We start from the raw sequence: 26,368 nt of genomic DNA, 5'->3' as shown, positions 1-26,368 counted from the left end.
AGATGATGCGTCGCCTGTTTGAATTACTGGTTAACAACGTCCGCGAACATTTTATGATCTACCTGGCGCTGTGGCTGCTGCTGGCGTTTATCGATCTTATCTGGTTATGGTTTTTCTGACGGCTCAGGATCGGGGATCCCCAGCTTAGTATTCAGACGACCGCGGGATTTATTAAAGATCTTATTGCCATTTTCCCGTCCGGCACGCAGTTTTCTCTGCTCCTCTTCCGGCAGCTTATGTTCTTCCATGCAGGCTTCGCTACAGCAGCCGGCGAATTTCTCCGCGCAGGAAGGACACTGGATAAACAGCAGATGGCAACCATCATTCAGGCAATTGGTGTGGCTATCGCACGGAGCGCCGCACTGATGGCAATGGGCGATAACGTCATCTGAGATACGCTCCCCCATCCGCTCATCGAAGACAAAGTTTTTACCGACAAAGCGTACCGGCAGCCCCTGCTCGCGGGCGCGTCTCGCATACTCGATAATCCCGCCCTCAATATGCGAGACTTTAGTAAATCCGTTGTGCTTCATCCAGGCGCTGGCTTTTTCACAACGGATACCGCCGGTGCAGTACATCACGATATTCTTATCTTTATGTTCCTGCATCATCTCCACGGCTTTTGGTAGCTGGTCGCGAAAAGTATCCGCCGGGATCTCCAGTGCGTTCTCGAAATGGCCAACCTCATACTCGTAGTGATTGCGCATATCAATAAAGACCGCATTGGGATCGTCCAGCATCGCGTTAACCTCTGCGGCTTTCAGATAATCCCCCACGTCCGTGGCATCAAATGTCGGATCGTCAATTCCATCCGCCACGATCCGATCGCGAACCTTGAGGCGCAGAACCCAAAATGATTTACCGTCATCGTCCAGAGCGATATTCAGGCGGAGCCCATTGAGGGCGGGGTCAAAACCGTATAAGAATTCGCGCAGCGCATCGACCCGGCTTTGCGGGACGCTGATTTGCGCGTTAATCCCTTCATGAGCCAGGTAAATTCGGCCAAAGACATTAAGCTTAGTCAGCGCAATCCACAGCGCATCGCGCGTGGCTTTTGGGTCAATAATAGAGAAATATTTATAAAACGAGATCGTCGTGCGCGGCTCGGTTTCAGCCAACATTTGCGCTTTTAACGTCTCATTTGAAATGCGGTTATGTAACACTGGCATGGTGTACCTGCTCGGCATAGTCAATGAGTAAAATAAACGGCGGGCATCATATAGCAAACACGCTTAATTTACATCCCTACATTTTGCGCTACATTTTTCTCACCCATATTTGCTTGCATTAACATTAAATGCCATCTGAGGCCGGTATTTTGGCTGAGGCATAAAAAAATGCGATAATAGAACACGTTGCTTAATTAAACAGGTATGAGATGACCCATTTACCTAAATTTTCCGCAGCGTTGCTGCACCCGCGTTACTGGTTGCTTTGGTTAGGAATCGGCCTGCTGTGGTTGGTAGTTCAGCTGCCTTATCCGCTGATTTATCGCCTCGGTACTGGTCTTGGGCGTATCGCCATGCGGCTAATGAAGCGCCGGGCCAAAATAGCCCATCGCAATCTGGAGCTCTGTTTTCCTGATAAAAGCGAGCAAGAGCGTCACCGGATGGTCGTGGCAAACTTTGAATCCGTCGGTATGGGGCTGATGGAAACCGGTATGGCCTGGTTCTGGCCGACGAAGCGTATTGCGCGCTGGACGGACTCCATCGGCGTAGAGCATATCCGCGATGTACAGGCGCAAAAGCGCGGCATTTTGCTTATTGGCATTCATTTTCTGACCCTGGAAATGGGCGCCCGCATGTTCGGCATCAATGAGCCGGGTATCGGGGTTTATCGCCCTAATGATAACCCGGTTATCGACTGGCTACAGACCTGGGGACGGCTGCGCTCCAACAAAGACATGATCGATCGTAAAGATCTCAAGGGTATGATCCGCGCATTGAAAAAGGGAGAAGTGATCTGGTACGCGCCGGACCACGACTATGGCCCCGCCGCCAGCGTGTTTGTGCCGTTTTTCGCCGTTGACCAGGCCGCGACGACCTCCGGCACCTGGATGCTGGCAAAGATGTCAAAAGCCTGCATCGTCCCCTTCGTTCCGCGCCGTAAACCCGACGGTAAAGGTTATGAGCTGATCATCCTGCCGCCAGAGTGCGATCCGCCGCTGGACGATGCGGAGACGACCGCTCTGTGGATGAATAAAGTTGTTGAGAAATGCATATTGATGGCGCCGGAGCAGTATATGTGGATGCACCGCCGCTTTAAAACGCGTCCGGAAGGCGTTCCTTCTCGTTATTAAATCTTTTCCATTTTCCGCCTGGTTATCCCGCATCTGAACACGGATGCGGGATATGTTGCCTTGTTTAGTCCCCTCCTTTAGCTTTAAAAGCTCTCCTGCATTGCGGCAGTCATTTCTCAGGCGCATAATTAGCATGCTCATATTTTCAATTATTTGACCTGCGCTGCAGGCCAGTGGAATCCTATGTCGTCTGCTGATACCCCTATTAACTGGAAACGTAATCTCACCGTCACCTGGCTCGGCTGCTTTTTAACCGGGGCGGCCTTTAGCCTGGTGATGCCATTTCTCCCTTTGTACGTTGAACAGCTCGGCGTCACCGGCCACAGTGCCCTGAATATGTGGTCAGGGCTGGTTTTCAGCATTACCTTTTTATTTTCAGCCGTAGCTTCTCCCTTCTGGGGCGGACTCGCGGACCGCAAAGGGCGCAAAATAATGCTGCTGCGCTCAGCCCTCGGTATGGCTATCGTCATGCTGCTCATGGGGCTGGCGCAGAATATCTGGCAATTTCTGATCCTGCGCGCGCTGTTAGGCCTGCTCGGCGGATTTATTCCCAACGCCAATGCGCTGATCGCAACGCAAATCCCCCGCCATAAGAGCGGCTGGGCGCTGGGAACCCTCTCTACGGGGGCGGTTAGCGGCGCGCTGCTGGGGCCGCTGGCTGGCGGCTTCCTGGCCGACCACTGGGGGTTACGCACCGTCTTCTTTATGACAGCAAGCGTACTGTTTATTTGTTTCTTATTTACCCTGTTTCTCATCCGCGAGAATTTTGTCGCGGTCAGCAAAAAAGAGATGCTCAGCGCGAAAGACGTCTTTTCGTCGCTTAAAAGTCCAAAGCTGGTGCTGAGCCTGTTTGTAACATCACTGATTATCCAGGTCGCTACCGGTTCCATCGCTCCGATTCTGACGCTTTACGTGCGCGATCTTGCCGGCAACGTAAGTAATATTGCGTTTATCAGCGGTATGATAGCTTCAGTCCCCGGCATTGCCGCCCTGCTTAGCGCTCCTCGCCTCGGGAAGCTCGGCGATCGTATTGGTCCGGAGAAGATCCTGATCGTCGCGCTGGTGATTTCAGTCCTGCTCCTGATTCCTATGTCGTTCGTCCAGACGCCGCTGCAATTGGGGATCCTGCGCTTCCTGCTAGGCGCCGCTGACGGCGCGCTGCTGCCGGCGGTACAGACGCTGCTGGTGTATAACTCGACCAGCCAAATCTCGGGCAGAATATTCAGCTATAACCAGTCGTTTCGCGATATCGGTAACGTCACTGGACCGCTGATCGGCGCGTCGGTTTCCGCCAACTACGGTTTTCGGGCGGTCTTTCTGGTGACCGCATTTGTGGTGCTGTTTAACGCGGTTTACTCAACTCTGACCCTTGGCCGCGTTCGTCGTCAGCGGGCTACGGACAATCCGGGTTCCGGCAATCATTCGGTAAATTAATGCTCCCTCCTTGACGCATTGGCAACCGCCTTCTATAGATTGAATCGTATTCATTTCTATTCTTCTTAGGAGGTTAGCCATGCCAAAGGATTCGATGTTCTATGCCACGCTCGAAGAAGCAATCGATGCAGCCCGCGAGGAGTTTCTGGCTAATAATCCGGACAGCGACGAAGAAAGCGCCAGCATTGAGCAGTTAAATATCCAGAAGTACGTGCTTCAGGACGGTGATATTGCCTGGCAGGCAGAATTTTTTGCCGACGAAGATCAGCAGGGAGAATGCCTGCCAGTACTTAGCGGCCAGGCTGCGCAAAGCGTCTTTGACGGTGATTATGATGAGATTGAGCTGCGTCAGGAGTGGCTGGAAGAGAACACGCTGCATGAATGGGATGAAGGTGAATTTCAGCTTGAACCCTCGCTCGATACCGAAGAGGGCCAGGCTGCGGCCGATGAATGGGATGAACGCTAATTAGTTGTAGGGGCCATGGCTGGCATCAAGCGGCAGCAGAAGCGTATCGAACACCAGCGAAAAGGGCAGATCGAGGATCGTGATGTAGCGCCATGAGGAATCACGGACATCCCATTGCACGCCGGGATAGTACTGATTTCCATGGCCCTGCCCTGGCACCGTGCGACTGATAATGCTCCCGCAGCCGCTCAGCAGCAGCGTCATTGCGATAACCAGCAAAACTCTCATCAACAACCTCTATTCTCAGGTCAAAAAAATACCGGCACTATTGCCGGTATTTTCCTTAAGGTACGGCTTACTTGGTTTTTAACGCCAGCGGATTCAGCGTCAGCTGCTGATAAGCTGCCACCCACGAAGAGTATTTCTCCGGAGCGGCCCACACGCGATAATGCATACGCGACATGGTCACCGGGTCGCTCAGCAAGACCAGACGACGATCGCGGTTAAGTTTATCCGGCGTCTCGTTCAGCGCCTGTTCAACGTGACGTTCGCGAGCGATATCCAGAATATGCCCGTGACGGTGGCGCGCGGTAGCCATCGCTGTTGCCAGCGCGTTAAACGACGGGTTGAATACCGCATGCATAAAGCCATCGTCCAGAGAACGCTGGCGGTTCAGCGTCAGGTAAGCGTCAGTATCTTTTAGCACCTGCGGCGGAGAGTACTCTTCCGGGATCAGGAACAGCTTCCAGCGCTTAGTGCGCAGGCCAATGGTGGCGCGGCTGGAAATAGCCGACACGAACGGCGACAGAATCAGCGAGACCACGATCGGCGCCAGCCAGAACAGGAAACGCAGATCCAGCCATGCCATGCCCACCGCCCAGACCAGACCCAACAGCATCTGCGAACCGTGACGCATAAACGCTTCACCCCATGGGGTAGAGTCATCGTCACGCTGCGGCGAGTTCCACACCACTTCCCAGCCGAGAAACGCGCTGACCACAAAGACGGTGTGGAACAGCATACGCACCGGCGCCAGCAGCACCGAAAACAGCACCTCCAGCAGCAGAGAGAGCGTGACGCGGATAAAGCCACCGTACTCTTTAGGCCCTTTACACCAAACCAGAATAATGCTCAGCAGCTTCGGCAGGAACAGCAGCACCATGGTCGAAGCAAACAGGGCTATAGCCAGCTCCGGGCGCCACTGCGGCCAGACCGGGAACAGCTGCCGCGGCTGCAGGAAGTACTGCGGTTCGGTCAAGGCATGCACTACCTGCAGAGCGGTAGAGAGCGCAAGGAACATAAACCACAGCGGTGCCGACAGGTATGACATCACGCCGGTCAGGAACACTGCACGGTGAACCGGATGCATCCCTTTAACCAGGAACAGGCGGAAGTTCATCAGGTTACCCTGACACCAGCGGCGATCGCGCTTCAGCTCGTCCAGCAGGTTTGGCGGCAGCTCTTCATAAGAGCCGGGAAGATCGTAAGCAATCCATACGCCCCACCCGGCGCGACGCATCAGCGCCGCTTCCACGAAGTCGTGCGACAGAATTGACCCGGCGAAGTTGCCCTCGCCCGGCAGCGGCGCCAGCGCGCAGTGCTCAATAAACGGTTTCACCCGGATAATCGCGTTGTGACCCCAGTAGTGGGATTCCCCCAACTGCCAGAAGTGCAAACCGGCGGTAAACAGCGGGCCGTAGACGCGGGTAGCAAACTGCTGGCAGCGCGCATAGAGCGTATCCATACCCGACGCGCGGGGTGAAGACTGAATGATCCCGGCATTCGGGTTCGCTTCCATGAGGCGCACCAGGCCGCTCAGACATTCACCGCTCATTACGGAGTCGGCATCCAGCACCACCATATAGCTGTACTGGCTCCCCCACCGACGGCAGAAGTCATCAATGTTACCGCTTTTACGCTTCACGCGGCGGCGGCGGCGGCGGTAGAAGATCTGCCCTTCGCCCTGCACTTCGGCAATCAGCTCCATCCACGCTTTTTGCTCCGCCACGCAGATGTCCGGGTTGTAGCTATCGCTCAGGATATAGACATCAAAGTGCTCGGCATTACCGCTGGCTTTTACCGACTCCCAGGTCGCGCGCAGGCCCGCGAATACGCGGTCAACGTCTTCGTTACAGATAGGCATGATAAGCGCGGTGCGATGCTCCGGATTCAACGGCTCATTCCCGACCGTTGACGCGGAGATACTGTACTTATCGCGGCCGATAAGTAGCTGCAGGAAGCCCATCAGCGCAGTCCAGAAACCCGCAGAAACCCAACAAAAAAGCACGGCGAAAAGAATCAGGATCCCGGACTGCAGCACATACGGCAGCAGCTGCATAAAGGAGATCCACAGGTTCTGTCCCACCATGTCCGCCGGGTTAATCAGCGCCCAGCCCTGGTAAGGCAAAATGGTTTTCATGTACCAGGTCGCCACGACGGTCTGCGCCAGGGTGAGCAGCAGAAGAATATAGCGACGAATAGAGCCGACGGTACGCCATTTCTGCTCGCTCGCCTGTTCCTCCTGACTGAGGCGAGAGAGATAGCGCGGAGTCACATCGCGTCCGCGCAGACGATCCCAGAAGCGCCCGACCGGGTTAGTACGCCATGGGTCCGGGAACATAGAGGAACGTTTTGCTTTCGGCATGGCGTTCAGCTGCGTGCGCCCTTCATCATCCTTAACCAGCTGATTACCGGCCAGTGAATCTGGCCAGCTATGCTCCAGTCGGGCTTTCACCGACCCCAGCGGGGAGTCATCTTCCCGTTTATAAACGTGATGTTCAGCGTCCAGTGCTTGATGTACGGCCTGCAGACTCGCGTCAGGTAACGCGCGCTTTTCTGCATCCGACAGCGGCAATGCATCGATGTACTTCATTATCTTATTCATTGGCAGGCAGCTGATAGCTCCAGGTTTCGCTCAGCGTCTGGTCGGTATTGACCAGCGCAGCGCGCATATCCGTGGTTTTCTTAGGATCTTTCACTTTGACGCGCAGGATCATACGCCAGCCTTTAGTCACTGGGTTATAACGCACGGTGTTTTCAACGATTTCAGCGTTATCGCCGATGCTGGCCTGGGCAGTCACTGGCGTATCTGCGGGCAGCTTTTTCATCTCGGCGCCGGTGAAATCGACAATAAAGGCAATGGTGCCATCAGGCTGGCGAATCAGGTTCGATTGCTTGACGTCGCCGGTAGAACGGCGGGTCTGCATAACGTAAGCGTTATCCGGCGCGTGCAGCTTGTCTTCATCGCGGCTAAAAGTGATGGTGTATTTGAAATTCATCTCTTTGCCGGGTTCGGGCAGCTGATCGGGCGTCCAGTAGGTGACGATGTTATCGTTGGTTTCATCATTGGTCGGGATTTCGACCAGTTCGATTTTGCCCTTACCCCAATCACCTTTCGGCGTAATCCATGCGCTGGGGCGCAGATCGTAGCGGTCATCAAGATCTTCAAAACGCGAGAACTGGCGGCCACGCTGCAGCAGGCCAAAGCCCTGCGGGTTTTCCATCGCATAGCTGCTGACGGCAAGATGTTTTGGATTATTCAGCGGACGCCAGATCCACTCGCCGTTGCCGGCCAGGATGGACAGGCCGTTGGAGTCGTGCAGCGCCGGACGATAGTTCGTGGTCGGCGACGGCTGATGTGGCCCAAACAGGAACATACTGGTCAACGGCGCCACGCCGAGCTTGCCGACTTTGTCGCGCAGATAGACCTTAGACTGCACGTCCACCACGGTGTCGCGGCCGGGCATAATCACGAAACGGTAGGCGCCGGTTGCGCGCGGGGAATCAAGCAGGGCGTAAATCGTCAGGCGTTTATCGGTCGCTTTTGGACGCTCAATCCAGAACTCACGAAAACGCGGGAACTCTTCGCCGGAAGGCAGCGCGGTATCAATCGCCAGCCCACGAGCGGAAAGACCGTATACCTGACCCTGGCCAAGCACGCGGAAATAGCTGGCTCCGAGCATGCTGACGATTTCATCATTCTTGTCTTTGCTGTTGATCGGATACAGGACTTTGAAGCCCGCAAAGCCGAGGTCTTTAACCGTGTCTTTGTCGTGCTGGACGTTGCCAAAATTAAAATAGTCCGGGCTATATTTAATTTTACGTACGCTGGTTGCCGTCACTTCATTAATGGTGACCGGCGTATCGAAATACATCCCCTGGTGATAAAACTCGAGCTTGAATGGGCTTTTCAGATTATTCCAATAAGCTTTGTCGTGATTAAACTGAATTTGCTGATAGTCCGCATACTTCATATCGCGGAAGGCAGAGGGCAGGTTACTTTTAGGCGCTTCAAAGCCTTTGCCGGCTAACGTTTGTGCCTCTTTTGCGACGTCATCAATGCTGAATGCCCATGCAGATGAAGTACACAGGGACAACATTACGGCTGCGCTTAACCAACGCATTTTCATCATCTGTGGTTTATGTTTCATATAAGTAAGCACTTCCCCCTTTGTGTGCTTAAATCGATCCGATCTATTTTAATGGAAACTCAGGCATTCCGACAACATAATCCCTGCATTGTTCGGCCTGGCGGCACAGGGAATACGCAGTTCACTGCCCCGATTGCACTTTGCGTGCTTATCCTGGAGACAGATAACCAGAGTTCATGTAGGGTTGCAGAGAATTTAAACGTTATCACGTTGAGTGATAAGACGATTTGTCTGAGAATGTAGTGACATTGTATGAATAATACTCCGGTACAGCGTGAATATTTTTTCGATAGCATCCGCGCCTGGCTGATGCTGTTGGGGATCCCTTTTCACATCTCGCTTATTTACTCCAGCCACAGCTGGCACGTCAATAGCGCAGAGCCGTCGTGGTGGTTGACGTTGTTCAACGACTTCATCCATGCCTTTCGCATGCAGGTCTTCTTTGTTATTTCCGGCTATTTTTCCTACATGCTTTTTCTACGCTATCCGCTGAAGAAATGGTGGAAAGTTCGCGTTGAGCGGGTAGGCATTCCCATGTTAACTGCCATCCCTCTTCTGACGTTGCCGCAGTTTATTATGCTGCAGTACGTTAACGGAAAAGCGGAAAACTGGCACACGCTTTCAGGCTATGACAAATTCAATACCCTTGCCTGGGAGCTGATTTCCCACCTGTGGTTTCTGCTCGTCCTGGTGGTCCTGACCTCGTTGGGCGTGGTGATGTTTAAATGGCTGACGCGCCAGCGTTCTGCCGCTGCGCCAACCTTCGGTGACACCGTCACATTAGGTCAGCTATCGATGATTTTTCTTGCCCTGGGCGTGCTGTATGCGGTCATTCGCCGCACCCTTTTTATTCTTTACCCGCCCATTCTCAGCAACGGCCTGTTCAATTTCGTCGTTATGCAGACGCTGTTTTATCTGCCTTTCTTTATTCTCGGCGCGCAGACGTTTATCAATTCACGCCTGAAGCTCATGTTCACTACGCCCTCCCCCTGGTGCTATACCGCAGCGCTACTGGGTTTTATCGCCTATCGTCTGAATCAGCAGTACGGTTCCGGCGATGGCTGGATGTATGAAACAGAATCCGTCATTACCATGGTGCTGGGGCTATGGATGGTCAACGTGGTCTTTTCGCTTGGCCACCGTCTGCTAAATTTCCAGTCCGCGCGGGTAACCTATTTCGTCAACGCATCGCTATTTATCTATTTAGTGCACCATCCATTGACTCTGCTCTACGGGGCGTGGATCACGCCGATAATTAAGTCCAATACGCTGGGATTTATTACCGGACTGGTATTTGTGGTGGGTATTGCGCTGGTCCTGTATGAAATCCACCTGCGAATACCGCTGTTGCGCTTTCTTTTTTCCGGAAAATTCCAGCAAAAAACGGCGAAGCCGCAGACTTCTGCCGGTTAAAAATTATGCTGCTGCGCTATACGAGCACAGCAGCGCTATTTTCGCGTGAACACCAGGTTAAAGACATCGCGATAAAGCATTTCCATCGCCGCTTTATCCACCGTCGGGGCAGTCGCCAGGTCGCAGCGATACGCCGCCCCTTCGGTTAATATCGCGATAAATTCGCAGGCGACGCTAATTTGTTCAGCGGTCATTTCGGGGTGGTAGTGCCGGGTAAGTTTTCCCCCCTCTTCCTTCAGGCGTCGATCGGCCTGGTTCATGATTTCTCGCAGGCGCGGATTTCGGGAGGCTTCGGCGTTAATCTCCATTAGCAGATAATTATCATTTTTCGTACTCTCGCTCGCCGGGATCGCGCCGGCTAAAACCGACGCCATGCGGGCCAAATCATGATTCCCGGCAACCATCTCGCCAACTCTGGCGTTCACTATCTCGCTGACGATGACTTCGATAATCTCTTCTTTACTGGCAAAAACACGATAAAGCTGGCCGACGCTCAGACCAGCCCGGCGCGCGATATCTGCCACTGAGGCGCCGTGCAGGCCCTTTTCAGCAAAGCATTTTTGCGCCGCGACCACAATTTCCGTCCGGCGAAGCCGTTGTTTTTGTAGAACCTTCCCTTCAGCCACCGATAAATCTCCTGTCATGATGGATCCCCGCGATCGGAGAAAGCTATCATAACTTATTATGGCGACCGAGTTGTGCCCGACTCTCCTCCAGTAATCGGTTATAGATACTGGCGGTTTCGGCATCAAAGCAGACGAAACAAACGCGTTCCAGAGGATGGTAGCGAGTAAGAAATGCATTCACCGTATTAATGGCTATCTCGGCGGCAGCGTGTTTAGGGTAGCCGTAAACGCCGGTGCTGATAGCGGGGAAAGCAATAGAGCGGTAATTGTTTGCCGAGGCCAGCTGCAGGCTATTTTTATAGGCGTCCGCCAGTAATTCCGCCTCCTGCCTGTCACCACCGTGCCAGATCGGCCCGACGGCATGAATGACCGCGCTGGCGGGCAGGTTTCCTGCCGTCGTTATCACCGCATGGCCCGGCGGACACTCCCCCTGCTGCTGGCGCACAACTTTGCAGGCAGCCAGCAGATCCGGGCCTGCTGCGCGGTGAATTGCGCCGTCTACGCCTCCTCCGCCCAGCAGCGAAGGGTTTGCTGCATTGACGATAACGTCGACCGCCAGCGTGGTAATGTCGCCGAGAATTACCTCAGGTTGAACAGCCATTTCTCCTCCTGTCGGCATGCGTCTTGAAATAGATAAACGAGGATAATATGGCACGATCGCCCCCGGGACGAAAGCATGGGGGCGCCGGAGGTTAGCGATAATCAACGTCCAGAATAGCGAGAGTCCGTTGTGGGTTAATATATCTCAACTGCGCGGAACGGATATTTTCATTGTGAACATCCCCTTTCTCCAGCTGACGGGCAGAGATCCGCACCGTTTCCGCCCTCGGACAATCCATCACCACCTGATTCTTGATAGCATTGAGCTGACAGGGCGCTTCCACAACTCTTCCATAGAAATGAATAACACCGGCTACTGTCTGTTCGGCAATCGCCGGGCTGAAACTCGTGGGTAAAAAAAACAGGGCCGCAAGTGATATGTATCTAATTGTTTTCATTGTAAAACCCCTCTGCTTGTTGGTCTAGCTATTAAAAAAAGCACAGCCATCCATGAGCGCATCGAGTTACATTTTTTTACCTCAGCCCAATTGTATTAACATTTTAAAAACAAATAACCAGCATTTATATAAATATGATTACAAAATCGATTCACTGACTATCAGTACAGTTTATCGTGCTGATTTATAGAGGAAAATAAACTAAGGAAGGAGAAGGCTATAGACGATATTCTGCCAAAAACAGCAAAAGAGCCCGTAGGGCTCTTTTAACACATGAATACAGGGAAGGTTGAGAAGCAGTATGAGCGAAGCGCGGTTAACGACTTTCGTTAGCCAGGGATTTATTCTTTTCCGCCCGCGTCGCCAGCCACAGGCCGCTATTTTTCATGGCGTAGCCAAAGACCAGCCCCAGCGCCAGTGAAGGTAAAACCAAACGCCAGTCGCCGCTGGCGGCAAAGGTCGCACAGGCGCCGATAAAGGTGCCCGGCACAAAAGAGAGTAATAGCTGGCGCGCCTGAATGCACATCATAAACGCCACGATACCGGTCATGATGTAGCTCACTATTTCCAGCTGAGGCGCCAGCGCGCTACCGTGAATAATCACCAGCGCCCACGCTACGCCGCTCATTACCGTACAGGTGGAAATAACAAGCCCTTTTAACCCACCTTGCGGACAGGCAAAGTAAGCCGTACAGCCGAGAAATCCCGCCCAGCTCAGCAGACCCAGTGCGACCGCTACCCATCCCCAAATTGCAGAGAGTAAGCCCGTCGTTAATGCGATTGCGAAGAGTATGTTCATGGCGCGTATCATAGCAGAAACGCGCCGGCCAAATGAGATATGGAACACACTAAATGAATTAAGAAATCACTCGTTGCATTTTAATTGTGATTTAAGTCACAATTTATTGTTCACCTTCTTCCTGGAGTTCATCCCACATGGCTGAAAGCGCTTCACGAGTTAGCGGAGCCATCGTGCGCCAGAACGGCGTAGTCGCATGCGCTTCAACCTTGCCAAGGAATGCGCCGCACCAGGGGAGAATATACTCAGCAAACAGCGTTTCCAGAACTTCGCTTTCATCTTCTGCCGCGTGATCTTCCAGCCAGGATGCGGCCAGCAGTAAGGAGCCTAAGTGATCCGCCGCGCCCTCACCCGTGGGAACACCATGCGCGCTGAGGAAAGCTCGAACTTCAGCTTCCGTAGCGCCCTCTACCCATGCGCGACGAAATGGCGCTACGCTGCACTCTTCACCGACAAACAGCGCGTTGTAGTCAGCAGCCAGAGCCTGCATATCGCAGCTCTTTTGCAGGCGCTCCAGCAGTTCATCCTGCTCCAGCGGCCAGCTTGCCGCCAGCTTCCCTTCGCGAATAAGGGTAAATAGCGGAACCAGCAGCGGATCCTGCGGCTGACGGTAATAGAGAGAGCCCAGCACGCGGCAGAGGATTGAAAACTCATTCATTCAGTTATTCCAGTTATTCAAATTAAAGTTCAGCAAATTCTGCAATCGCTGGCATCCCACGCGATTCCAGGAAATTAAGCAGACGCCGGGGCGTCACGTTTAGAATCCGCTCTTGCGGAAAATCTACGGCATCAAGGATTTTACGGCATTCAGTAAAATCACCGAGCGTGAATGCCGTGTGAGAATCTGAGCCCAACGCCACCCAACCGCCGGCATCCCGTACGGCCGCCGCGACGGCACGGCAATTATCTTCACTGCCAATGCGTGACGAGACAAAAGATGAGTTATTGATTTCCAGCGCCACATGGTGCTTCGCCGCGGCGGCGGCAATAGCCGGAATATCAACGGGAAATTTCGGGTTCCCCGGATGACTGATGATATGCACCGTACCGCTCGCGATGGTGGCGATCATGGCCTCAGTATTCGTGGCTTTATCCTGCGGAGGAAACACCGGCTCGTGAAAGCCAGCAATAATCAGGTCCAGCGAACTGAGCATCGGGCCGGTACAGTCTATTTCGCCCTGGGTATTTTTAATGTTGGCTTCAATACCGCGCAGAATACCAACGCCATCCACCAGACGCGGCCAGATACGCATATTGATAAAATGCCAGTGGTGCGGCGCATCGGCCATATCTGGCCCGTGATCGGTAATGGCAAAGAGTTTGATCCCCTTGCGCTTGGCTTCCGCAATGTAGTCGTGCAGGGTACTGTAAGCGTGGGTGCTGGCGACGGTATGCATGTGCAGGTCAACAGGATACATCACAATCTCCTTCTCTGTTTGTGGCAAGAATAGCAGGAATCTGCGCCTGAGAGCAGCAAAAACCCCGCGCAGGCGGGGCTGACGCTTAGTATCCCAGCTGGCGATCGACCTTCCCGCTGACCGTTTCACCCCGTTCCATTTGACCGATGGTTTTGGCGATAAAAGCAATGGCTTCCAGAGGCCGGGTTACGGCCGCCACGTGGGGCGTCATTGCCACGCGCGGATGGCGCCACAGCGGGCTCGCTTCGGGCAGCGGTTCACGGCTGAAAACATCCAGCATCGCGCCTTTCAATTTACCGCTATTCAGCGCGTCCAGCAGATCGTCTTCAACCACATGTACTCCGCGGGCCAGATTCAGCACATAGCTATTATCCGGCAGCTGCGCCAGGCGCGAGCTGTTAATAATTCCCACGGTTTCCGCCGTGTTGGGCAACAGATTAATCAGCACTCGTGTTCCGTTCAGGAAGGCGTTCAGCTCCTTTTCCCCGGCAAAGCTGGTGACCTGCGGCCAGGATTTGCGGCTGCGGCTCCAGATGCGTAGCGGGAATCCCCAGTACTGCAGAGCTTCGGCGACCTTTGCGCCAAGTACGCCCGCCCCCATAATCCCGATGGGAAAGTCTTCGCGCTGATACTCCTCCAGAGGCTGCCAGTGCGCTTCTTGCTTTAAAGCCTGATAGTCATCAAAACGACGGAACCAGTGCAGCACCTGGCTCACCGCATACTCTTGCATTTGTAATCCCATGCCGGTGTCTTCCAGACGGAATAGTGGCGTCGACAACGGCAGCATTTCCGGATGCTCACGCAGTTTGCTCAGGATGGAATCGACGCCGGCGCCAAGGGCAAAGACGGCTTTTAAATCGCGGCCTTGCAGCATTTCTACCGGCGGATGCCAGACCAGCGCATAGTCAGCGGGTTGTTCATCGCCGGATTTCCACTCGCGAACTCGCGCGCCGGGGAGCTGTTTTTCCAGTTCCGCAATCCAGAAAGGGGTGTCAAAGGTCGGGTGGTAAAAAATGATATCCATAAAGGCTCCTGATAGCCGACGCTACAGGCAGGTTAGGTTAGCGCCGCGTTTTACTCGTTGTTTTCTATTGGTTTGCCAGCATAGCAAATTTCGTTCGGGGAGCGAGTGAAAAAGAGAATGGTGACAAAAAAAACGATTCTCGCGCGTTTAAGGAGCAAGTTGCTTGAAGTTTGGCTAAACGCGCGATTTTTTTAAAAAGTTGATTGACGGGCGATACGTATTTCCCTAAATTAGCGCCCGTTCCCGACAATAACGGGAAAGACAATATGGTGAGGTGTCCGAGTGGCTGAAGGAGCACGCCTGGAAAGTGTGTATACGGCAACGTATCGGGGGTTCGAATCCCCCCCTCACCGCCATATTTTAAGAAGAGCTCGTACGCAAGTACGGGCTTTTTTTGTATATTGCACGCCACCGCCCGGTAGCCCGGACAGGCGCATCGCGCCGCCTCCGGGAACAGCCCCCTTCTGCGGCTTCAGACTCTGTTCGACAGCCTGCGCCTTGTGGATTCAGGCAAATGCTAATCCTCCTCCATCCGCTGATACGCTTCGCTCAGGAAATCAACCAGCGCCCTGACCGAGGGGAGCAACCCGCGCCGTGAGGCAAACACCGCATGGATCACCTCCCTGCGCGGCTGCCACTCATCGAGGACAACCACCAGCTCGCCGGCCGCCAGCTGATCGCGCACCATTAATAAAGGGAGCTGTACCACCCCAACGCCAGCGATTGCCGCTTCGCGCAGCGCCAACATATCCGTGGTGACCAGCCGGGGTGTAAAGTAGACTTCCGCCCGTGCGCCCTCCGGGCCGGTCAACTGCCACTTATGCTGATGTTTGCCTGCGCCCAGGCTCAATCCCGGCCAATCGCTTAATTCTGACGGCGACACAGGCTGCCCCTTTTGCTCTACTAACTGTGGACTGGCGACCAGGCGGTGACCACGATCGGCGAGAACGCGCATTACCAGATCGCTATCCTCTATCGGCCTTGGGCGTACGCGGATCGCGATGTCAACGCCCTCTCCAACGACATCAACTCGTCGGTTTGTGGCTTCCAGCTGCAGATTAACTCCCGGATAGCGCACCATAAACCGCGCCAGCATAGGCCCGACGTGCGCATGCAATAGCGTCACCGGACAGGTCAGCTTGACGCTTCCGCGGGGCTCGGAACGCAGGGTCTCTACCGCCTGCTCTGCCGCTTCCGCCTCTATCAGCATCGCCTTGCAGTGCTGATAGAAGGTGTGCCCCACCTCCGTTACCGCAAACTGACGGGTTGTACGTTGAATCAAACGTACGCCGAGGCGTTCTTCTAACTGGGCGATTCGCCGGCTCAGTTTGGATTTTGGCTGATCGAGCGCTCTGCCCGCTGCCGCGAATCCTCCGTGATCCACCACCTGCACAAACCAGGCTAAATCGTTGAGATCCTGCATTCTTCCTCCATCGTTCCATTTTTGGAACAGTATAGGCCGTTTTTGCTATCTACCGGAGTATTAGTGGTGAATATAAGCTTATTCACATCAGAAACAGATGCACTGGAGAAAGCCATGAAACAGATTACCGGAATCTACACCGCGCCTGCGCAGCATTGGGTAGGCGATGGTTTCCCGGTTCGCTCAATGTTCTCTTATCAGACGCACGGCGAACAGCTAAGCCCCTTCCTGCTACTTGACTATGCAGGCCCTCATCACTTCCCGGCAGGGTCCGAGAAACGCGGCGTCGGCGAACATCCGCATCGCGGATTTGAAACCGTCACCGTGGTGTACTCCGGTGAAGTTGAACATCGAGACTCAACAGGCAGAGGCGGCGTCATTGGACCGGGCGATGTGCAGTGGATGACCGCAGGCGCCGGGATCCTGCACGAAGAGTTCCACTCGGCGGAATTTACCCGCTCCGGCGGCGAGCTGAAAATGATTCAGCTGTGGGTCAATCTTCCGGCTAAAGACAAGATGACGCATCCCGGCTATCAAAGCATCACGGCGGATGCCATCCCTGACGCCGAGCTGCCGGATAACGCTGGCCGCATGCGGGTGATTGCCGGGCGCTATCAGGATGTTGTCGGACCGGCGCATACCTTTTCGCCGCTTAACGTATGGGACCTGCAGCTAAACCAGAGTCATGAGGTAACCCTGCATCAGCCCGCTGGCTGGAGCACGGCGCTGGTGGTGCTGGAAGGTGAAATCGTGGTGAACGGCGAGGGTAACGCCCGCGAAGGTCAGCTGGTGGTGCTCAGCCAAAAAGGTGAAACGCTCCACCTCGCGGCCAGTAGTCACGTCAAAGTGCTGCTGATGGCCGGCGAGCCGCTGCAGGAGCCGATCGTGGGCTACGGCCCGTTTGTGATGAATACTAAAGCGCAAATCGCAGAAGCGGTTCGTGATTTTAATAGCGGCCGCTTCGGCCAAATCTGATACTGAATGAGGTGAAGAATATGTCTACCCCAGCTAACTTTAATGGTTCTCGTCCTGTTATTGATGTCAATGATACCGCCATGCTGCTGATCGACCACCAGAGCGGTCTCTTCCAGACCGTAGGCGATATGCCGATGCCGGAGTTACGGGCGCGCGCCGCCGCGCTGGCAAAAATGGCCTCGTTAGCCGGTATTCCGGTGATCACCACGGCATCGGTGCCGCAGGGACCGAACGGGCCGCTAATCCCTGAGATCCATGAGAATGCGCCCCATGCGCACTATATTGCGCGTAAGGGGGAGATCAATGCCTGGGATAATCCGGAATTTGTGGCCGCGGTAAAGGCCACCGGCCGTAAAACATTGATTATTGCCGGGACGATTACCAGCGTTTGCATGGCGTTCCCGGCGATTGCCGCCGTCGCCGACGGCTATAGAGTTTTTGCCGTCATCGATGCCTCCGGCACCTATAGCAAGATGGCGCAGGAGATCACTCTCGCCCGGGTCGTTCAGGCGGGCGTCGTGCCGATGGATACCGCCGCGGTCGCTTCCGAACTGCAGCGCACATGGAATCGACCAGACGCCGCAGAATGGGCCGAGGTTTATACTAAAGTCTTCCCGGCATACCAGCTGCTGATCGAGAGCTATGCCAAAGCGCAGGACGTGGTGAAGAATAACGAACAGCTTGATTCACAGCGTTAAAACGCCTGCCCCGCCGCGCTACGACGGGGCAGTGTTCAATGCTTAACCGAACGATAGCAAAAGAATAAATACTGCTTGACCGTTTTAGCGCAACTCCCTATAGTAGCGCCCCGTTGCCCACCCAAGGTGAGCAGCAAAACAATATGGTGAGGTGTCCGAGTGGCTGAAGGAGCACGCCTGGAAAGTGTGTATACGGCAACGTATCGGGGGTTCGAATCCCCCCCTCACCGCCATATTTTAAGAAGAGCTCGTACGCAAGTACGGGCTTTTTTTCGCCTATTGCACGCCACCGGGGGGGATGAGAAGCCCAGACCGGGGGTCGACAACTGGCGTCAGCCAGTTGGACAGATGACGAGCCTGCGAGGAGTCTGCCCCGACAAAATTGCCGGGAGCAATTTTGAACAGCGTTTACGCTGGCCCCGCAGGGGCGAGGCCCAGGGACGGGCCGAGTAACGGCGAGCGCAGCGAGTCAATCCCCCCCTCACCGCCATATTTTAAGAAGAGCTCGTACGCAAGTACGGGCTTTTTTTTCGCCTATTGCACGCCACCGGGGGGATGAGAAGCCCCGACGGGCCGAAATAGAGTCACGGCGCGGCCATCCTTCTCGCTACATATCATTCACCGCCATTTTATGACCGCCCTCACCCCTGCACATCGCCCTTCACTTCATCGCAGCGCGAAAGAGCAACCTCGGTTAACGATATGACGCGGTCGTACTTCACCAATAAATTTATAAACGACAAAGAGAGAACGACCAGACCGATATAGCCATATGCCAGCCCCATAACCCAATCATGGCCTGCTACAGGTTTTGCTAACGTAATAACCATAGAGATTATCCCTGGCAGAATACCAAGTTTATCGACGGGGCCGACAATAAGATTGATTCTTTTACTCAGGAACTCACGTTCGTGCTTTATCTCGAGCAGCCCTAACTCCAGCGTGGGCTTGCCTAAGCGTACAAAATCCGCAAGAAAACGCTCGTCGGTTAAGGCCTCTTTTTTAATATTTTGTTCTACGCTGGCGCTAAGCGGCATGGTGAAGAAGTATTTTATCGTGTTTCGCTGCTGGTAGATTTTAATGATTGGCATGAGAATCAGCACTACATAGGAAAGTGCTATGAGTACGATCGACAAATCAATAAGCCAGCGGCCTGAGGGCTTGATCAGCATATACCCGCCCATTGCGCCAAAGGAAACCAGAACCATCCCCACTAACCCGATAAATAGCCACCGGTCAGATTTACTTTTGTCGCCGGCGAGTAATTTGTTTTTTAAAGCCGCTTCATGCGACTTAAGCAATTCAATATAGTTCAGCAAACCGCTGTTATTTTCATTCATAGCGCACTCCTGCTAAAGGTGATAAAAGAGCCTGAAACACTATCCACGCTAATGATAAACTGCCGAAGCGTTACCACTCACTATCCAGGAAGGAATATGAGCACTATTGCCGTTGTTGTTCTGACTTACGTTAAACCGCTTGAAGAAGTAGATGCCCAGCTTGCCGCACACGTGGAATGGCTTAAGCAAGGGTATGCTGAGGGAATATTTCTCGCGTCGGGGCGTAAAATCCCCAGGTCCGGAGGCGTGATTCTGGCTAAAGGCGATGATATGGCTGCGCTGCAAAATCGGTTAAGCCTGGACCCATTTCAGCAATCTGGTGTCGCGAAGGCCGAAATCATTCCCTTTGAAGCCACGATGACCAGCCCTTCACTGCAGGCCTTGCTGTAATTAAGCAAAAACAAAGCCCGGTTTCCCGGGCTTTGCAGACTAAGAAACTATCAGTAGTAGGCTTTCAAAGCGCGCTGGCAAAGCATTGAACGCACGCAATCGTCCGTCGTAAAGCGCACGATCCCCACCATTTCATCTTCCTCAAAACGCGCCAGCGCATCGGCCAGACCCGACCGCACGCCTGAAGGTAAATCGCACTGGGTGATGTCACCATTGACGATAACCGTCACGTTCTCCCCGAGGCGGGTCAAAAACATCTTCATTTGCGCCGCGGTCACGTTCTGGGCCTCGTCCAGAATCACCACCGCATTTTCAAATGTACGTCCGCGCATGTAGGCGAACGGCGCGATTTCCACCTTGCCGATTTCCGGGCGCAGGCAGTATTGCATAAAGGAAGCCCCCAGCCTTCTCACCAGCACGTCATAAACCGGGCGGAAATAGGGAGCAAACTTCTCGGCGATATCTCCCGGTAAGAAGCCGAGGTCTTCGTCGGCCTGCAGAACGGGACGGGTAACAATAATTCTGTCCACATCTTTATGAATCAGGGCTTCAGCAGCTTTCGCCGCGCTAATCCAGGTCTTACCGCACCCGGCCTCGCCCGTGGCAAAGATCAGCTGTTTATTGTCGATGGCGTTCAAATAATGCGCCTGAGCCTCATTGCGCGCTTCAATTGGCGATAGATCGCGGCTATCCCGCGCCATGCCAATGGCTTCTACGCCACTCATTTGCACAAGCGATGTGACCGATTCTTCTTCGCGCTGCTTATGGCTTCGCGAATCCTGTCTCAGCACACGTTTGGCCTCACGACGAGCTCTGGTCACTGCTTTTTGTCTTCCCATGGATAGCACCTTGCGTTGTTGGTTTACATCACACGCGCCACGTTCGACGCGATTATGCGCACTAACGATTGAGGTTTGGCTTCCTTGTAAGCCATTGCTTGCCTGACGAATTGGCAGAGGGTCACGGCTACGCGCACCGATAACCTTGCCTGGGTTCAGATATTCTGTGATAGAGGGGGATGATTTGGCGGTGAGAAAATCGCGGCCGGAAGTGGGGCTTCCGTGCTGATGAGTACGGTATCGGGTTTGACGTTTTCCGTTACAGCAATCGGGCATTCGCGATCTCCATAATGAAACGATACTGCTGCCGAGAACTACCGCGTCTGTAATAAGTACATCAGAAATAATTCTAAGCGCAACTTATTTTTCACATACAGACAACAAATAATTCTCATGGCGGCTCGGGAGAGTTTCCGACTATAAGATTACAGAAAAATGAAACAAGGCAGGAAATACAAAAAATGAATGGAAAAACAGCAGAAAACGCCCTGCCCCGGAGGGCAGGTACGTCAGGCTTCGACTAACGATTGACCGAGATAATGTTGAGGGTCAACGACCCCCGGCAGAACAAAAAAGTATCCGCCGCCAATCGGCTTCACGTACTCTTCCAGGGCTTCTCCGTTCAGCCGCTTTTGCACCGTCAGGAAGCCTTTTTCCAGATCGTGCTGATAGCAGACAAACAGCAGTCCCATATCCAGCTGGCCGGAATTCGTGACCCCCAGCGAATAACTGTAGCCCCGACGCATCATCAGGCTGGAGGCCGTTTCCGGAGTGCGCGGGTTGGCCAACCGAATATGACTGTCGAGCGCAATGATTTCGCCGTCAGGATCGTTACGATAATCGGGCACATCATGCTCGTGCTCCATCCCTAGCGGCGCTCCGGTCAGTTTGTCGCGGCCAAAAATGGTCTGCTGCTCTTTCAGCGGCGTGCGGTCCCAAAACTCAACGTGGAACTGAATAATCCGCGCCGCCTGGTAGCTACCGCCCGTCGCCCATGCCGGTTCCCCCTGATCGGCGGTTACCCACACCACCTTGTCCATTAACGCAGTATCCGAACTCAATGGATTCGCGGTGCCGTCTTTAAAGCCCAGCAGATTCACCGGCGTCTCTTTACCCTTGCTGCGCGCGGCGCTATCGGAGATGAATCCCTCCCGCTTCCAGCGCACGCTGAGTAAATCCGGCGTGTGTTTAATCACATCCCGCAGCGCGTGAATCACCGTATCCTGAGTATTGGCGCAAATTTGCAGCAACAGATCGCCGTGACAGAGCGCCGCATCCAGCGAGTCGTTAGGAAAACGGGTCATTTTTTGCAGCTTCTTCGGCGCATGGCTGGCCAGACCGAAGCGTTCGTCAAACAGCGAATGCCCCACCGAAACGGTTATCGTCAGGTTATCCGGGGCGATCCACGGCCCAAGAATGCCCGAGTCCATCGGCGGCAGCCGCGGGTTCGGCGTCTCCGGCGCGGGCCCCCCCTTAGTCAGAAAGGCGATCCGCTGGGTCAGCAGACGAAACAGTCTTTCCAGATCCGCTTTATCACCGGCGAGGACATCAAATGCGACGATCATCATCGATGTCTGCTGCGGCGTCAGCACGCCGGCCTGGTGCAAACCATAAAACGGCTGCGCTTCCATGCGCGCATCGGGGGAGACCGTACCCGGTGAGCTTTTCTCTTTTGCCGCATGCGCCACCGGGCAGCCACCGGTCAAGGCCAGCGCGCCGCCAAGCGCGCCGATCCCTTTGAGTAACCGCCGACGCGACGGTTCATTGATAGGGTATTTTTGCTCTGCCATCGACTTAATCCAGACCGAGGATCCCGCGCAGCTGGGCCAGATCTTCCGCAAGGGTGGTGATCGGGCCTTTCAGCGCGTTACGATCGGCATCCGTCAGCTTGTCGTAGGTCTCAAAACCCTCTTTGGTGCGGTATTTACCGAGAATGGCGTCAACTTTCTTGAAGTTGGCATCCACTTTTGCCAGCAGCGTGCTGTTCTCTTTTTGTAGTTGAGGACGCAGCAGGTCGACGATTTTCTGCGCGCCGTCAATGTTGGCCTGGAAGTCCCACAGGTCGGTATGGCTGTAGCGATCTTCTTCACCGCTGATTTTGCTGGCCGCCACTTCTTCAATCAAACCGGCTGCGCCGCCAACCACTTTTGACGGCGGGAACGCCAGCTCGCTGATGCGTTTTTGCAGCTCAATAACGTCAGCGTGCAGTTGATCGGCGTATTTATCCATGCCTTTGACGCTGTTATCGCCAAACAGCGCTTTTTCCAGCCGGTGGAAACCGGTGAATTTTGGATCTTCGGCTTTTTTCTCGTAGTCATCCTCGCGGGCGTCAATGCTGCCATCAAGGTCAGAGAACAGCTCAGCGATCGGCTCGATACGTTCATAGTGCTGACGCGTTGGCGCATACAGCGCTTTTGCTTTCTCGATATCGCCTGCTTTCACCGCATCGGTAAAGGCTTTGGTGCTGCTCACCAGTTGCGCAGTCTCGGCGCTAACCCAGGCTTTATAGGCGGTAATCGCTTCGCCGAGGCTAAGCAGCGCATCGGCTTTCGCGGCACCCTGGATCGCCTCTCCGGTCACCGTCAGTTTGCCTTTCGGGTTAGTCAGCAGGCCGCAGGTCATATCATATTCACCCGGCTGCAGGTTTGCCGTTAGCTTTTGCGTAAAGCCGGGGGCGATATTCTCGCGCTCTTCAACCACCATCACGCCTTTCAGGATCTCCCATTCCAGCGCTTTCTGGCTGTGGTTCTGAATGATGAACTGAGTTTTACCCGCTTTGACGGTGACGTTCATTGGCTCGCACTGTTTGTCAGTAACGGTAACTTTTACCTGCGGAATATCGGCCGCCTGGGCGTAAAATGCAGAGCTGAATAGCGCGGCAACGGTAAGCTGCAGCGCAGTGCGACGAAAATGATTCATCATGATGACCATCCCTTTCGATAAGTATGTTGTAACTATTTGAATTCGCGATGCCCGACTACGCGGCTCGGGATGCGGTGGTGTTATTGCCCGACGGCAGCGCGAACAGCACCAGCGCCGGAACCAAATAGATAAAGTAGACCGCCACTTCGCTGATAGTCGGCGTTTCCTGATAGCCGAAAATCCCCTCCAGAAGCGTCCCGAAGAGCGTATGCGTCGAAATCACGTTGCTGAGATCGAAGGCGACGTCCTGAAAATGGTTCCACAATCCGGCTTCATGGAAAGCGCGAATAGCCCCGGCCGCCAGACCTGCGGCAACCAGCAAAATAAACAGGCTGGTCCATTTGAAAAAGACGCCGAGATTCATGCGGATACCGCCCCAGTAGATCAGGAATCCTAAAACGATTGCCGTTCCCAGCCCAAGCATCGCTCCGATGGGCGGCCAGATACCCACATCCTGCTGGAACGCCGCCAGCAGGAAGAATACGGACTCCAGACCTTCGCGAGCGACGGCGAAAAACACCATCATCACCAGCGCCCAGCCGTGGTGGTTGCCGCGCTTAAGCGCATTATCAACCGCCTGTTCAAGCTGCTGTTTGACGTTGCGCGACACTTTGCGCATCCAGAAGACCATCCAGGTCAGAATACACACCGCCACCACCGCCACAATGCCTTCGAATAACTCCTGCTCGCGTTGCGGGAATTCGCCGGTCGTTTCGTTGATAAAGATCCCCAGCCCCAGGCACAGCGCCGCCGCCAGGAAAACGCCAATCCACATAACGCTAATCCAGTTCCCGCGCTGGGTGCGTTTCAGATAGCTGGCAATCAGGCTGACAATCAGCGCGGCCTCGAGGCCTTCACGTAACATGATGAGAAATGGGACAAACATACCAAAACCCTTAAATGTGAACCGCAGTCAATTGATGCAAAGTTAGGTAAATATTTCTGATAGTGATTATCATTACAATAATCAGAAACACAAGTGAAATGTGTAGGGAATGATGACGATTTGTAAATTAATCGCTAACAAATAATGAGCTACGGAATTATTTCTCTGCCTTAAGCCATCCCTGCAGGATAATGGGATTTTTTGCGCCGGATATTTACCCGGCCGAAGAGCTGTGGCTAAATGGCGGCCTTATTTACTGCGAAATGAACAACATGACTCAATTCCTGCACTTCCTGCTGGCGCTGGCGGTTATCCTCGCGCTCGCCTGGCTTGCCAGCTACGACCGTAAAAAAATCCGCATTCGCTATATTATCCAGTTAATTATTATTGAAGTTGCGCTGGCTTTCTTTTTTCTCCACGCCGAAAGCGGCCTGTGGCTAGTGAAAAATATTGCATCCTTTTTTGAATCACTGCTCGGCTTCGCTGCCGAAGGCACCAACTTTGTATTTGGCGGCATGAGTGAAAAAGGGCTGGCGTTTATTTTCCTTGGCGTGCTCTGCCCTATTGTCTTTATCTCCGCGCTCATCGGTATTCTTCAGCACTGGCGTATTCTGCCGATTTTTATTCGCCTGATTGGTACCCTGTTATCGAAAGTTAACGGTATGGGTAAGCTGGAATCTTTCAACGCGGTCAGTTCGCTGATCCTCGGGCAATCAGAGAACTTTATTGCCTATAAGGGCGTGCTCGGCGACCTCTCTTCGCGCCGCCTGTTCACCATGTCGGCCACTGCAATGTCGACGGTTTCGCTGTCCATTGTCGGCGCTTATATGAGTATGCTCGACGCGAAATATGTCGTTGCCGCGCTGATCCTGAATATGTTCAGCACTTTTATTGTGCTGTCGATCATTAATCCGACGCGACCAGGCAGCGAGGAAGAGATCAAGCTTGAGAAGCTTCATGAATCGCAGAGCTTCTTTGAAATGCTCGGTGAATATATTCTGGCCGGATTCAAAGTCGCCATGATTATTCTGGCGATGCTGATTGGCTTTATCGCCTTAATTAGCGCCATTAACGCGCTCTTCGCCACCCTGTTTGGCCTGAGCTTCCAGCAGATACTCGGCTATGTCTTCTATCCGCTGGCGTGGCTGATTGGTATCCCGCTAAGCGATGCGCTGAACGCCGGCAGTATTATGGCGACTAAGCTGGTGGCCAATGAATTTGTCGCCATGATTGAGCTACAAAAAATCGCTGCCAGCATGACGCCGCGCGGGCTGGGTATCTTATCAGTGTTCCTGGTCTCCTTCGCCAACTTCGCTTCTATCGGCATCATCGCCGGGGCGATTAAGGGTCTGAACGAGCAGCAGGGAAATATCGTTTCCCGCTTTGGCCTGCGGCTGGTGTATGGCGCAACGCTGGTCAGCCTGCTCTCTGCCAGCTTTGCTGGTCTGGTACTGTAACCGCAGTTATTGCCTGTGATCCCGGGGGCGGCGCAGAGCGCCTTGCCCGGGCTGCCAGCTCGTACGAGCTGAGGTTGCGTAGCCCGGGTAAGGCGTTAGCCACAACCCGGGTCTTTCATCAGATGCAAATTAAAAGTGCACGCAGACCGGCTGGTCAACGCGCATGACCGACTCCTGTGCAAAGCGCGATTTATAGGTATTGCGCAGCGCCTCAATCCCCTCTTCGCTCTTCGCATCTTTGCCATGGATCAGCATCAGCGCCTTGCTCTGCTCGCGCGCCACGGTTCCGTCATTGCCGAGCCACTGACCGCGCGCGTCAAAGACCGTCAGGCCATCGCGAAAGCGCGTCGTCACGTCGCGATCAACGAACTGCTGCCACTCCTGGGCGGTAATGTCCTTCCCGGCCGGACGGCTTAAGCCAAAATAAAGCGTGGTTTGCACCATGGCGTTATCCGCCGGGCAGGCATCAGCATCCGCCGCCGGGGCCATCTTCGCGGCGGGCGCTACGCAGCCGCTTAAAATCCCTGCCAGTACTAACGCCATCGCACCCTGTTTGACACTCATCTTGCTACCCTCATTGATATTTATGCT

At 54.1% G+C, this 26,368-nt stretch carries 27 protein-coding genes and 2 tRNA genes; 11 read left to right on the top strand and 18 right to left on the bottom strand.

The genetic code is table 11. From position 1 onward, the window contains the following. The first annotated feature begins 5 nt into the window (after positions 1-5). Positions 6-119 (top strand): YceO family protein, encoded by a 114-nt coding sequence (locus tag IAE27_RS10105; protein ID WP_004101037.1) that lies wholly within the window; start codon positions 6-8, stop codon positions 117-119. Here IAE27_RS10105 and IAE27_RS10100 read toward each other — a convergent pair. Then, positions 105-1,169, bottom strand: coding sequence for a rhodanese-related sulfurtransferase (locus IAE27_RS10100; RefSeq protein ID WP_004101035.1), 1,065 nt, complete (start codon positions 1,167-1,169; stop codon positions 105-107). The two genes, IAE27_RS10105 and IAE27_RS10100, sit on opposite strands and share 15 nt — an antisense overlap. Before the next feature lie 209 nt (positions 1,170-1,378). On the opposite strand from IAE27_RS10100, the gene IAE27_RS10095 reads away from it, so the two are divergent. From IAE27_RS10095 to IAE27_RS10085, 3 genes are all read left to right on the top strand, one after another. Continuing rightward, complete coding sequence (locus tag IAE27_RS10095; protein WP_004101033.1) at positions 1,379-2,299, top strand: Kdo(2)-lipid IV(A) acyltransferase; 921 nt, start codon at positions 1,379-1,381, stop codon at positions 2,297-2,299. A 183-nt stretch (positions 2,300-2,482) separates the two neighbouring features. Next, entirely contained in the window at positions 2,483-3,733 is a 1,251-nt protein-coding gene (gene mdtG, locus IAE27_RS10090; RefSeq protein ID WP_004101031.1) for a multidrug efflux MFS transporter MdtG, read from the top strand. 79 nt (positions 3,734-3,812) lie between these two features. Next, positions 3,813-4,199 carry a MysB family protein gene (locus IAE27_RS10085; protein WP_004101030.1) on the top strand — a complete coding sequence of 129 codons (387 nt, stop codon included), beginning with the start codon at positions 3,813-3,815 and terminating at the stop codon, positions 4,197-4,199. On the opposite strand, the gene IAE27_RS10080 is transcribed toward IAE27_RS10085, so the two are convergent. The 3 genes from IAE27_RS10080 to mdoG all read right to left on the bottom strand — a co-directional run bounded on the left by IAE27_RS10080 (position 4,200) and on the right by mdoG (position 8,569). Continuing rightward, the gene (locus IAE27_RS10080) at positions 4,200-4,427 is read right to left on the bottom strand and encodes a YceK/YidQ family lipoprotein (RefSeq protein WP_004112143.1); all 228 of its coding nucleotides are present in this window, start codon (positions 4,425-4,427) and stop codon (positions 4,200-4,202) included. Positions 4,428-4,494: 67 nt separating this feature from the next. Further along, positions 4,495-7,023, bottom strand: a complete 2,529-nt coding sequence (gene mdoH / locus IAE27_RS10075; RefSeq protein ID WP_200092386.1) for a glucans biosynthesis glucosyltransferase MdoH — start codon at positions 7,021-7,023, stop codon at positions 4,495-4,497. After that, positions 7,016-8,569: a glucans biosynthesis protein MdoG gene (gene mdoG / locus IAE27_RS10070; RefSeq protein WP_004101027.1), complete on the bottom strand. Its 1,554-nt coding sequence runs from the start codon at positions 8,567-8,569 to the stop codon at positions 7,016-7,018. Before mdoG ends, mdoH begins: the two co-directional genes overlap by 8 nt. 252 nt (positions 8,570-8,821) lie before the next feature. Here mdoG and mdoC point away from each other — a divergent pair, with 252 nt between their 5' ends. After that, complete coding sequence (gene mdoC, locus IAE27_RS10065) at positions 8,822-9,982, top strand: glucans biosynthesis protein MdoC (protein ID WP_024274024.1); 1,161 nt, start codon at positions 8,822-8,824, stop codon at positions 9,980-9,982. Positions 9,983-10,017: 35 nt separating this feature from the next. Here the strand turns inward: mdoC and IAE27_RS10060 are convergent, their stop codons facing one another. The 7 genes from IAE27_RS10060 to ghrA form a co-directional block, all read right to left on the bottom strand. Continuing rightward, positions 10,018-10,608, bottom strand: coding sequence for a TetR/AcrR family transcriptional regulator (locus tag IAE27_RS10060; protein ID WP_016807604.1), 591 nt, complete (start codon positions 10,606-10,608; stop codon positions 10,018-10,020). Positions 10,609-10,654: 46 nt separating this feature from the next. Next, a complete protein-coding gene (gene ymdB / locus IAE27_RS10055; RefSeq protein WP_004112127.1) occupies positions 10,655-11,209 on the bottom strand; it encodes an O-acetyl-ADP-ribose deacetylase in 555 nt (184 codons plus the stop codon). 91 nt (positions 11,210-11,300) lie between these two features. After that, positions 11,301-11,606, bottom strand: coding sequence for a type 1 fimbrial protein (locus IAE27_RS10050; protein ID WP_004101022.1), 306 nt, complete (start codon positions 11,604-11,606; stop codon positions 11,301-11,303). A 316-nt stretch (positions 11,607-11,922) separates the two neighbouring features. After that, positions 11,923-12,405: a DUF1097 domain-containing protein gene (locus IAE27_RS10045; RefSeq protein ID WP_026055849.1), complete on the bottom strand. Its 483-nt coding sequence runs from the start codon at positions 12,403-12,405 to the stop codon at positions 11,923-11,925. Positions 12,406-12,508: 103 nt separating this feature from the next. Then, on the bottom strand, positions 12,509-13,063 hold the full coding sequence (locus IAE27_RS10040; protein WP_004101018.1) for a molecular chaperone: 555 nt from the start codon (positions 13,061-13,063) through the stop codon (positions 12,509-12,511). A 22-nt stretch (positions 13,064-13,085) separates the two neighbouring features. Continuing rightward, complete coding sequence (locus IAE27_RS10035; protein WP_070557387.1) at positions 13,086-13,823, bottom strand: phosphatase; 738 nt, start codon at positions 13,821-13,823, stop codon at positions 13,086-13,088. Between the two features lie 85 nt (positions 13,824-13,908). After that, positions 13,909-14,847, bottom strand: a complete 939-nt coding sequence (gene ghrA, locus IAE27_RS10030; RefSeq protein ID WP_115239698.1) for a glyoxylate/hydroxypyruvate reductase GhrA — start codon at positions 14,845-14,847, stop codon at positions 13,909-13,911. 268 nt (positions 14,848-15,115) lie between these two features. On the opposite strand from ghrA, the gene IAE27_RS10025 reads away from it, so the two are divergent. Beyond that, positions 15,116-15,203 (top strand) — tRNA-Ser (locus IAE27_RS10025). Between the two features lie 161 nt (positions 15,204-15,364). Here the strand turns inward: IAE27_RS10025 and IAE27_RS10020 are convergent. Next, the gene (locus IAE27_RS10020) at positions 15,365-16,270 is read right to left on the bottom strand and encodes a LysR family transcriptional regulator (RefSeq protein ID WP_200092383.1); all 906 of its coding nucleotides are present in this window, start codon (positions 16,268-16,270) and stop codon (positions 15,365-15,367) included. Positions 16,271-16,384: 114 nt separating this feature from the next. Here IAE27_RS10020 and IAE27_RS10015 point away from each other — a divergent pair, with 114 nt between their 5' ends. The 3 genes from IAE27_RS10015 (at position 16,385) to IAE27_RS10005 (ending at position 18,176) form a co-directional block, all read left to right on the top strand. Beyond that, the gene (locus IAE27_RS10015) at positions 16,385-17,245 is read left to right on the top strand and encodes a pirin family protein (protein WP_024274020.1); all 861 of its coding nucleotides are present in this window, start codon (positions 16,385-16,387) and stop codon (positions 17,243-17,245) included. A 20-nt stretch (positions 17,246-17,265) separates the two neighbouring features. Continuing rightward, the gene (locus IAE27_RS10010; RefSeq protein WP_004101006.1) at positions 17,266-17,943 is read left to right on the top strand and encodes an isochorismatase family protein; all 678 of its coding nucleotides are present in this window, start codon (positions 17,266-17,268) and stop codon (positions 17,941-17,943) included. A gap of 145 nt (positions 17,944-18,088) precedes the next feature. Continuing rightward, a tRNA-Ser gene (locus IAE27_RS10005) sits at positions 18,089-18,176 on the top strand. Between the two features lie 408 nt (positions 18,177-18,584). On the opposite strand, the gene IAE27_RS10000 is transcribed toward IAE27_RS10005, so the two are convergent. Next, entirely contained in the window at positions 18,585-19,283 is a 699-nt protein-coding gene (locus tag IAE27_RS10000) for a hypothetical protein (protein WP_023320700.1), read from the bottom strand. A gap of 96 nt (positions 19,284-19,379) precedes the next feature. Here IAE27_RS10000 and IAE27_RS09995 point away from each other — a divergent pair, with 96 nt between their 5' ends. After that, positions 19,380-19,673, top strand: coding sequence for a YciI family protein (locus IAE27_RS09995; protein ID WP_070557391.1), 294 nt, complete (start codon positions 19,380-19,382; stop codon positions 19,671-19,673). A 50-nt stretch (positions 19,674-19,723) separates the two neighbouring features. Here IAE27_RS09995 and phoH read toward each other — a convergent pair whose 3' ends face one another. The 4 genes from phoH to efeU all read right to left on the bottom strand — a co-directional run bounded on the left by phoH (position 19,724) and on the right by efeU (position 24,320). Then, on the bottom strand, positions 19,724-20,512 hold the full coding sequence (gene phoH / locus IAE27_RS09990) for a phosphate starvation-inducible protein PhoH (RefSeq protein ID WP_017146145.1): 789 nt from the start codon (positions 20,510-20,512) through the stop codon (positions 19,724-19,726). A gap of 509 nt (positions 20,513-21,021) precedes the next feature. Continuing rightward, positions 21,022-22,302, bottom strand: a complete 1,281-nt coding sequence (gene efeB, locus IAE27_RS09985; RefSeq protein WP_200092381.1) for an iron uptake transporter deferrochelatase/peroxidase subunit — start codon at positions 22,300-22,302, stop codon at positions 21,022-21,024. A 4-nt stretch (positions 22,303-22,306) separates the two neighbouring features. After that, complete coding sequence (efeO, locus tag IAE27_RS09980) at positions 22,307-23,434, bottom strand: iron uptake system protein EfeO (protein ID WP_023320698.1); 1,128 nt, start codon at positions 23,432-23,434, stop codon at positions 22,307-22,309. A 55-nt stretch (positions 23,435-23,489) separates the two neighbouring features. After that, positions 23,490-24,320 (bottom strand): iron uptake transporter permease EfeU, encoded by an 831-nt coding sequence (gene efeU / locus IAE27_RS09975; protein WP_017146148.1) that lies wholly within the window; start codon positions 24,318-24,320, stop codon positions 23,490-23,492. 272 nt (positions 24,321-24,592) lie between these two features. On the opposite strand from efeU, the gene IAE27_RS09970 reads away from it, so the two are divergent. After that, positions 24,593-25,777, top strand: a complete 1,185-nt coding sequence (locus IAE27_RS09970; RefSeq protein ID WP_023329481.1) for a NupC/NupG family nucleoside CNT transporter — start codon at positions 24,593-24,595, stop codon at positions 25,775-25,777. A 129-nt stretch (positions 25,778-25,906) separates the two neighbouring features. Here IAE27_RS09970 and IAE27_RS09965 read toward each other — a convergent pair whose 3' ends face one another. After that, positions 25,907-26,341 carry a DUF3574 domain-containing protein gene (locus IAE27_RS09965; protein WP_004112099.1) on the bottom strand — a complete coding sequence of 145 codons (435 nt, stop codon included), beginning with the start codon at positions 26,339-26,341 and terminating at the stop codon, positions 25,907-25,909. Between the last annotated feature and the right edge of the window lie 27 nt (positions 26,342-26,368).

Source organism: Klebsiella sp. S69 (assembly GCF_016516145.1).
GTDB lineage: Bacteria > Pseudomonadota > Gammaproteobacteria > Enterobacterales > Enterobacteriaceae > Klebsiella > Klebsiella oxytoca.
This window is presented reverse-complemented; position numbering and strand designations above follow the sequence as displayed.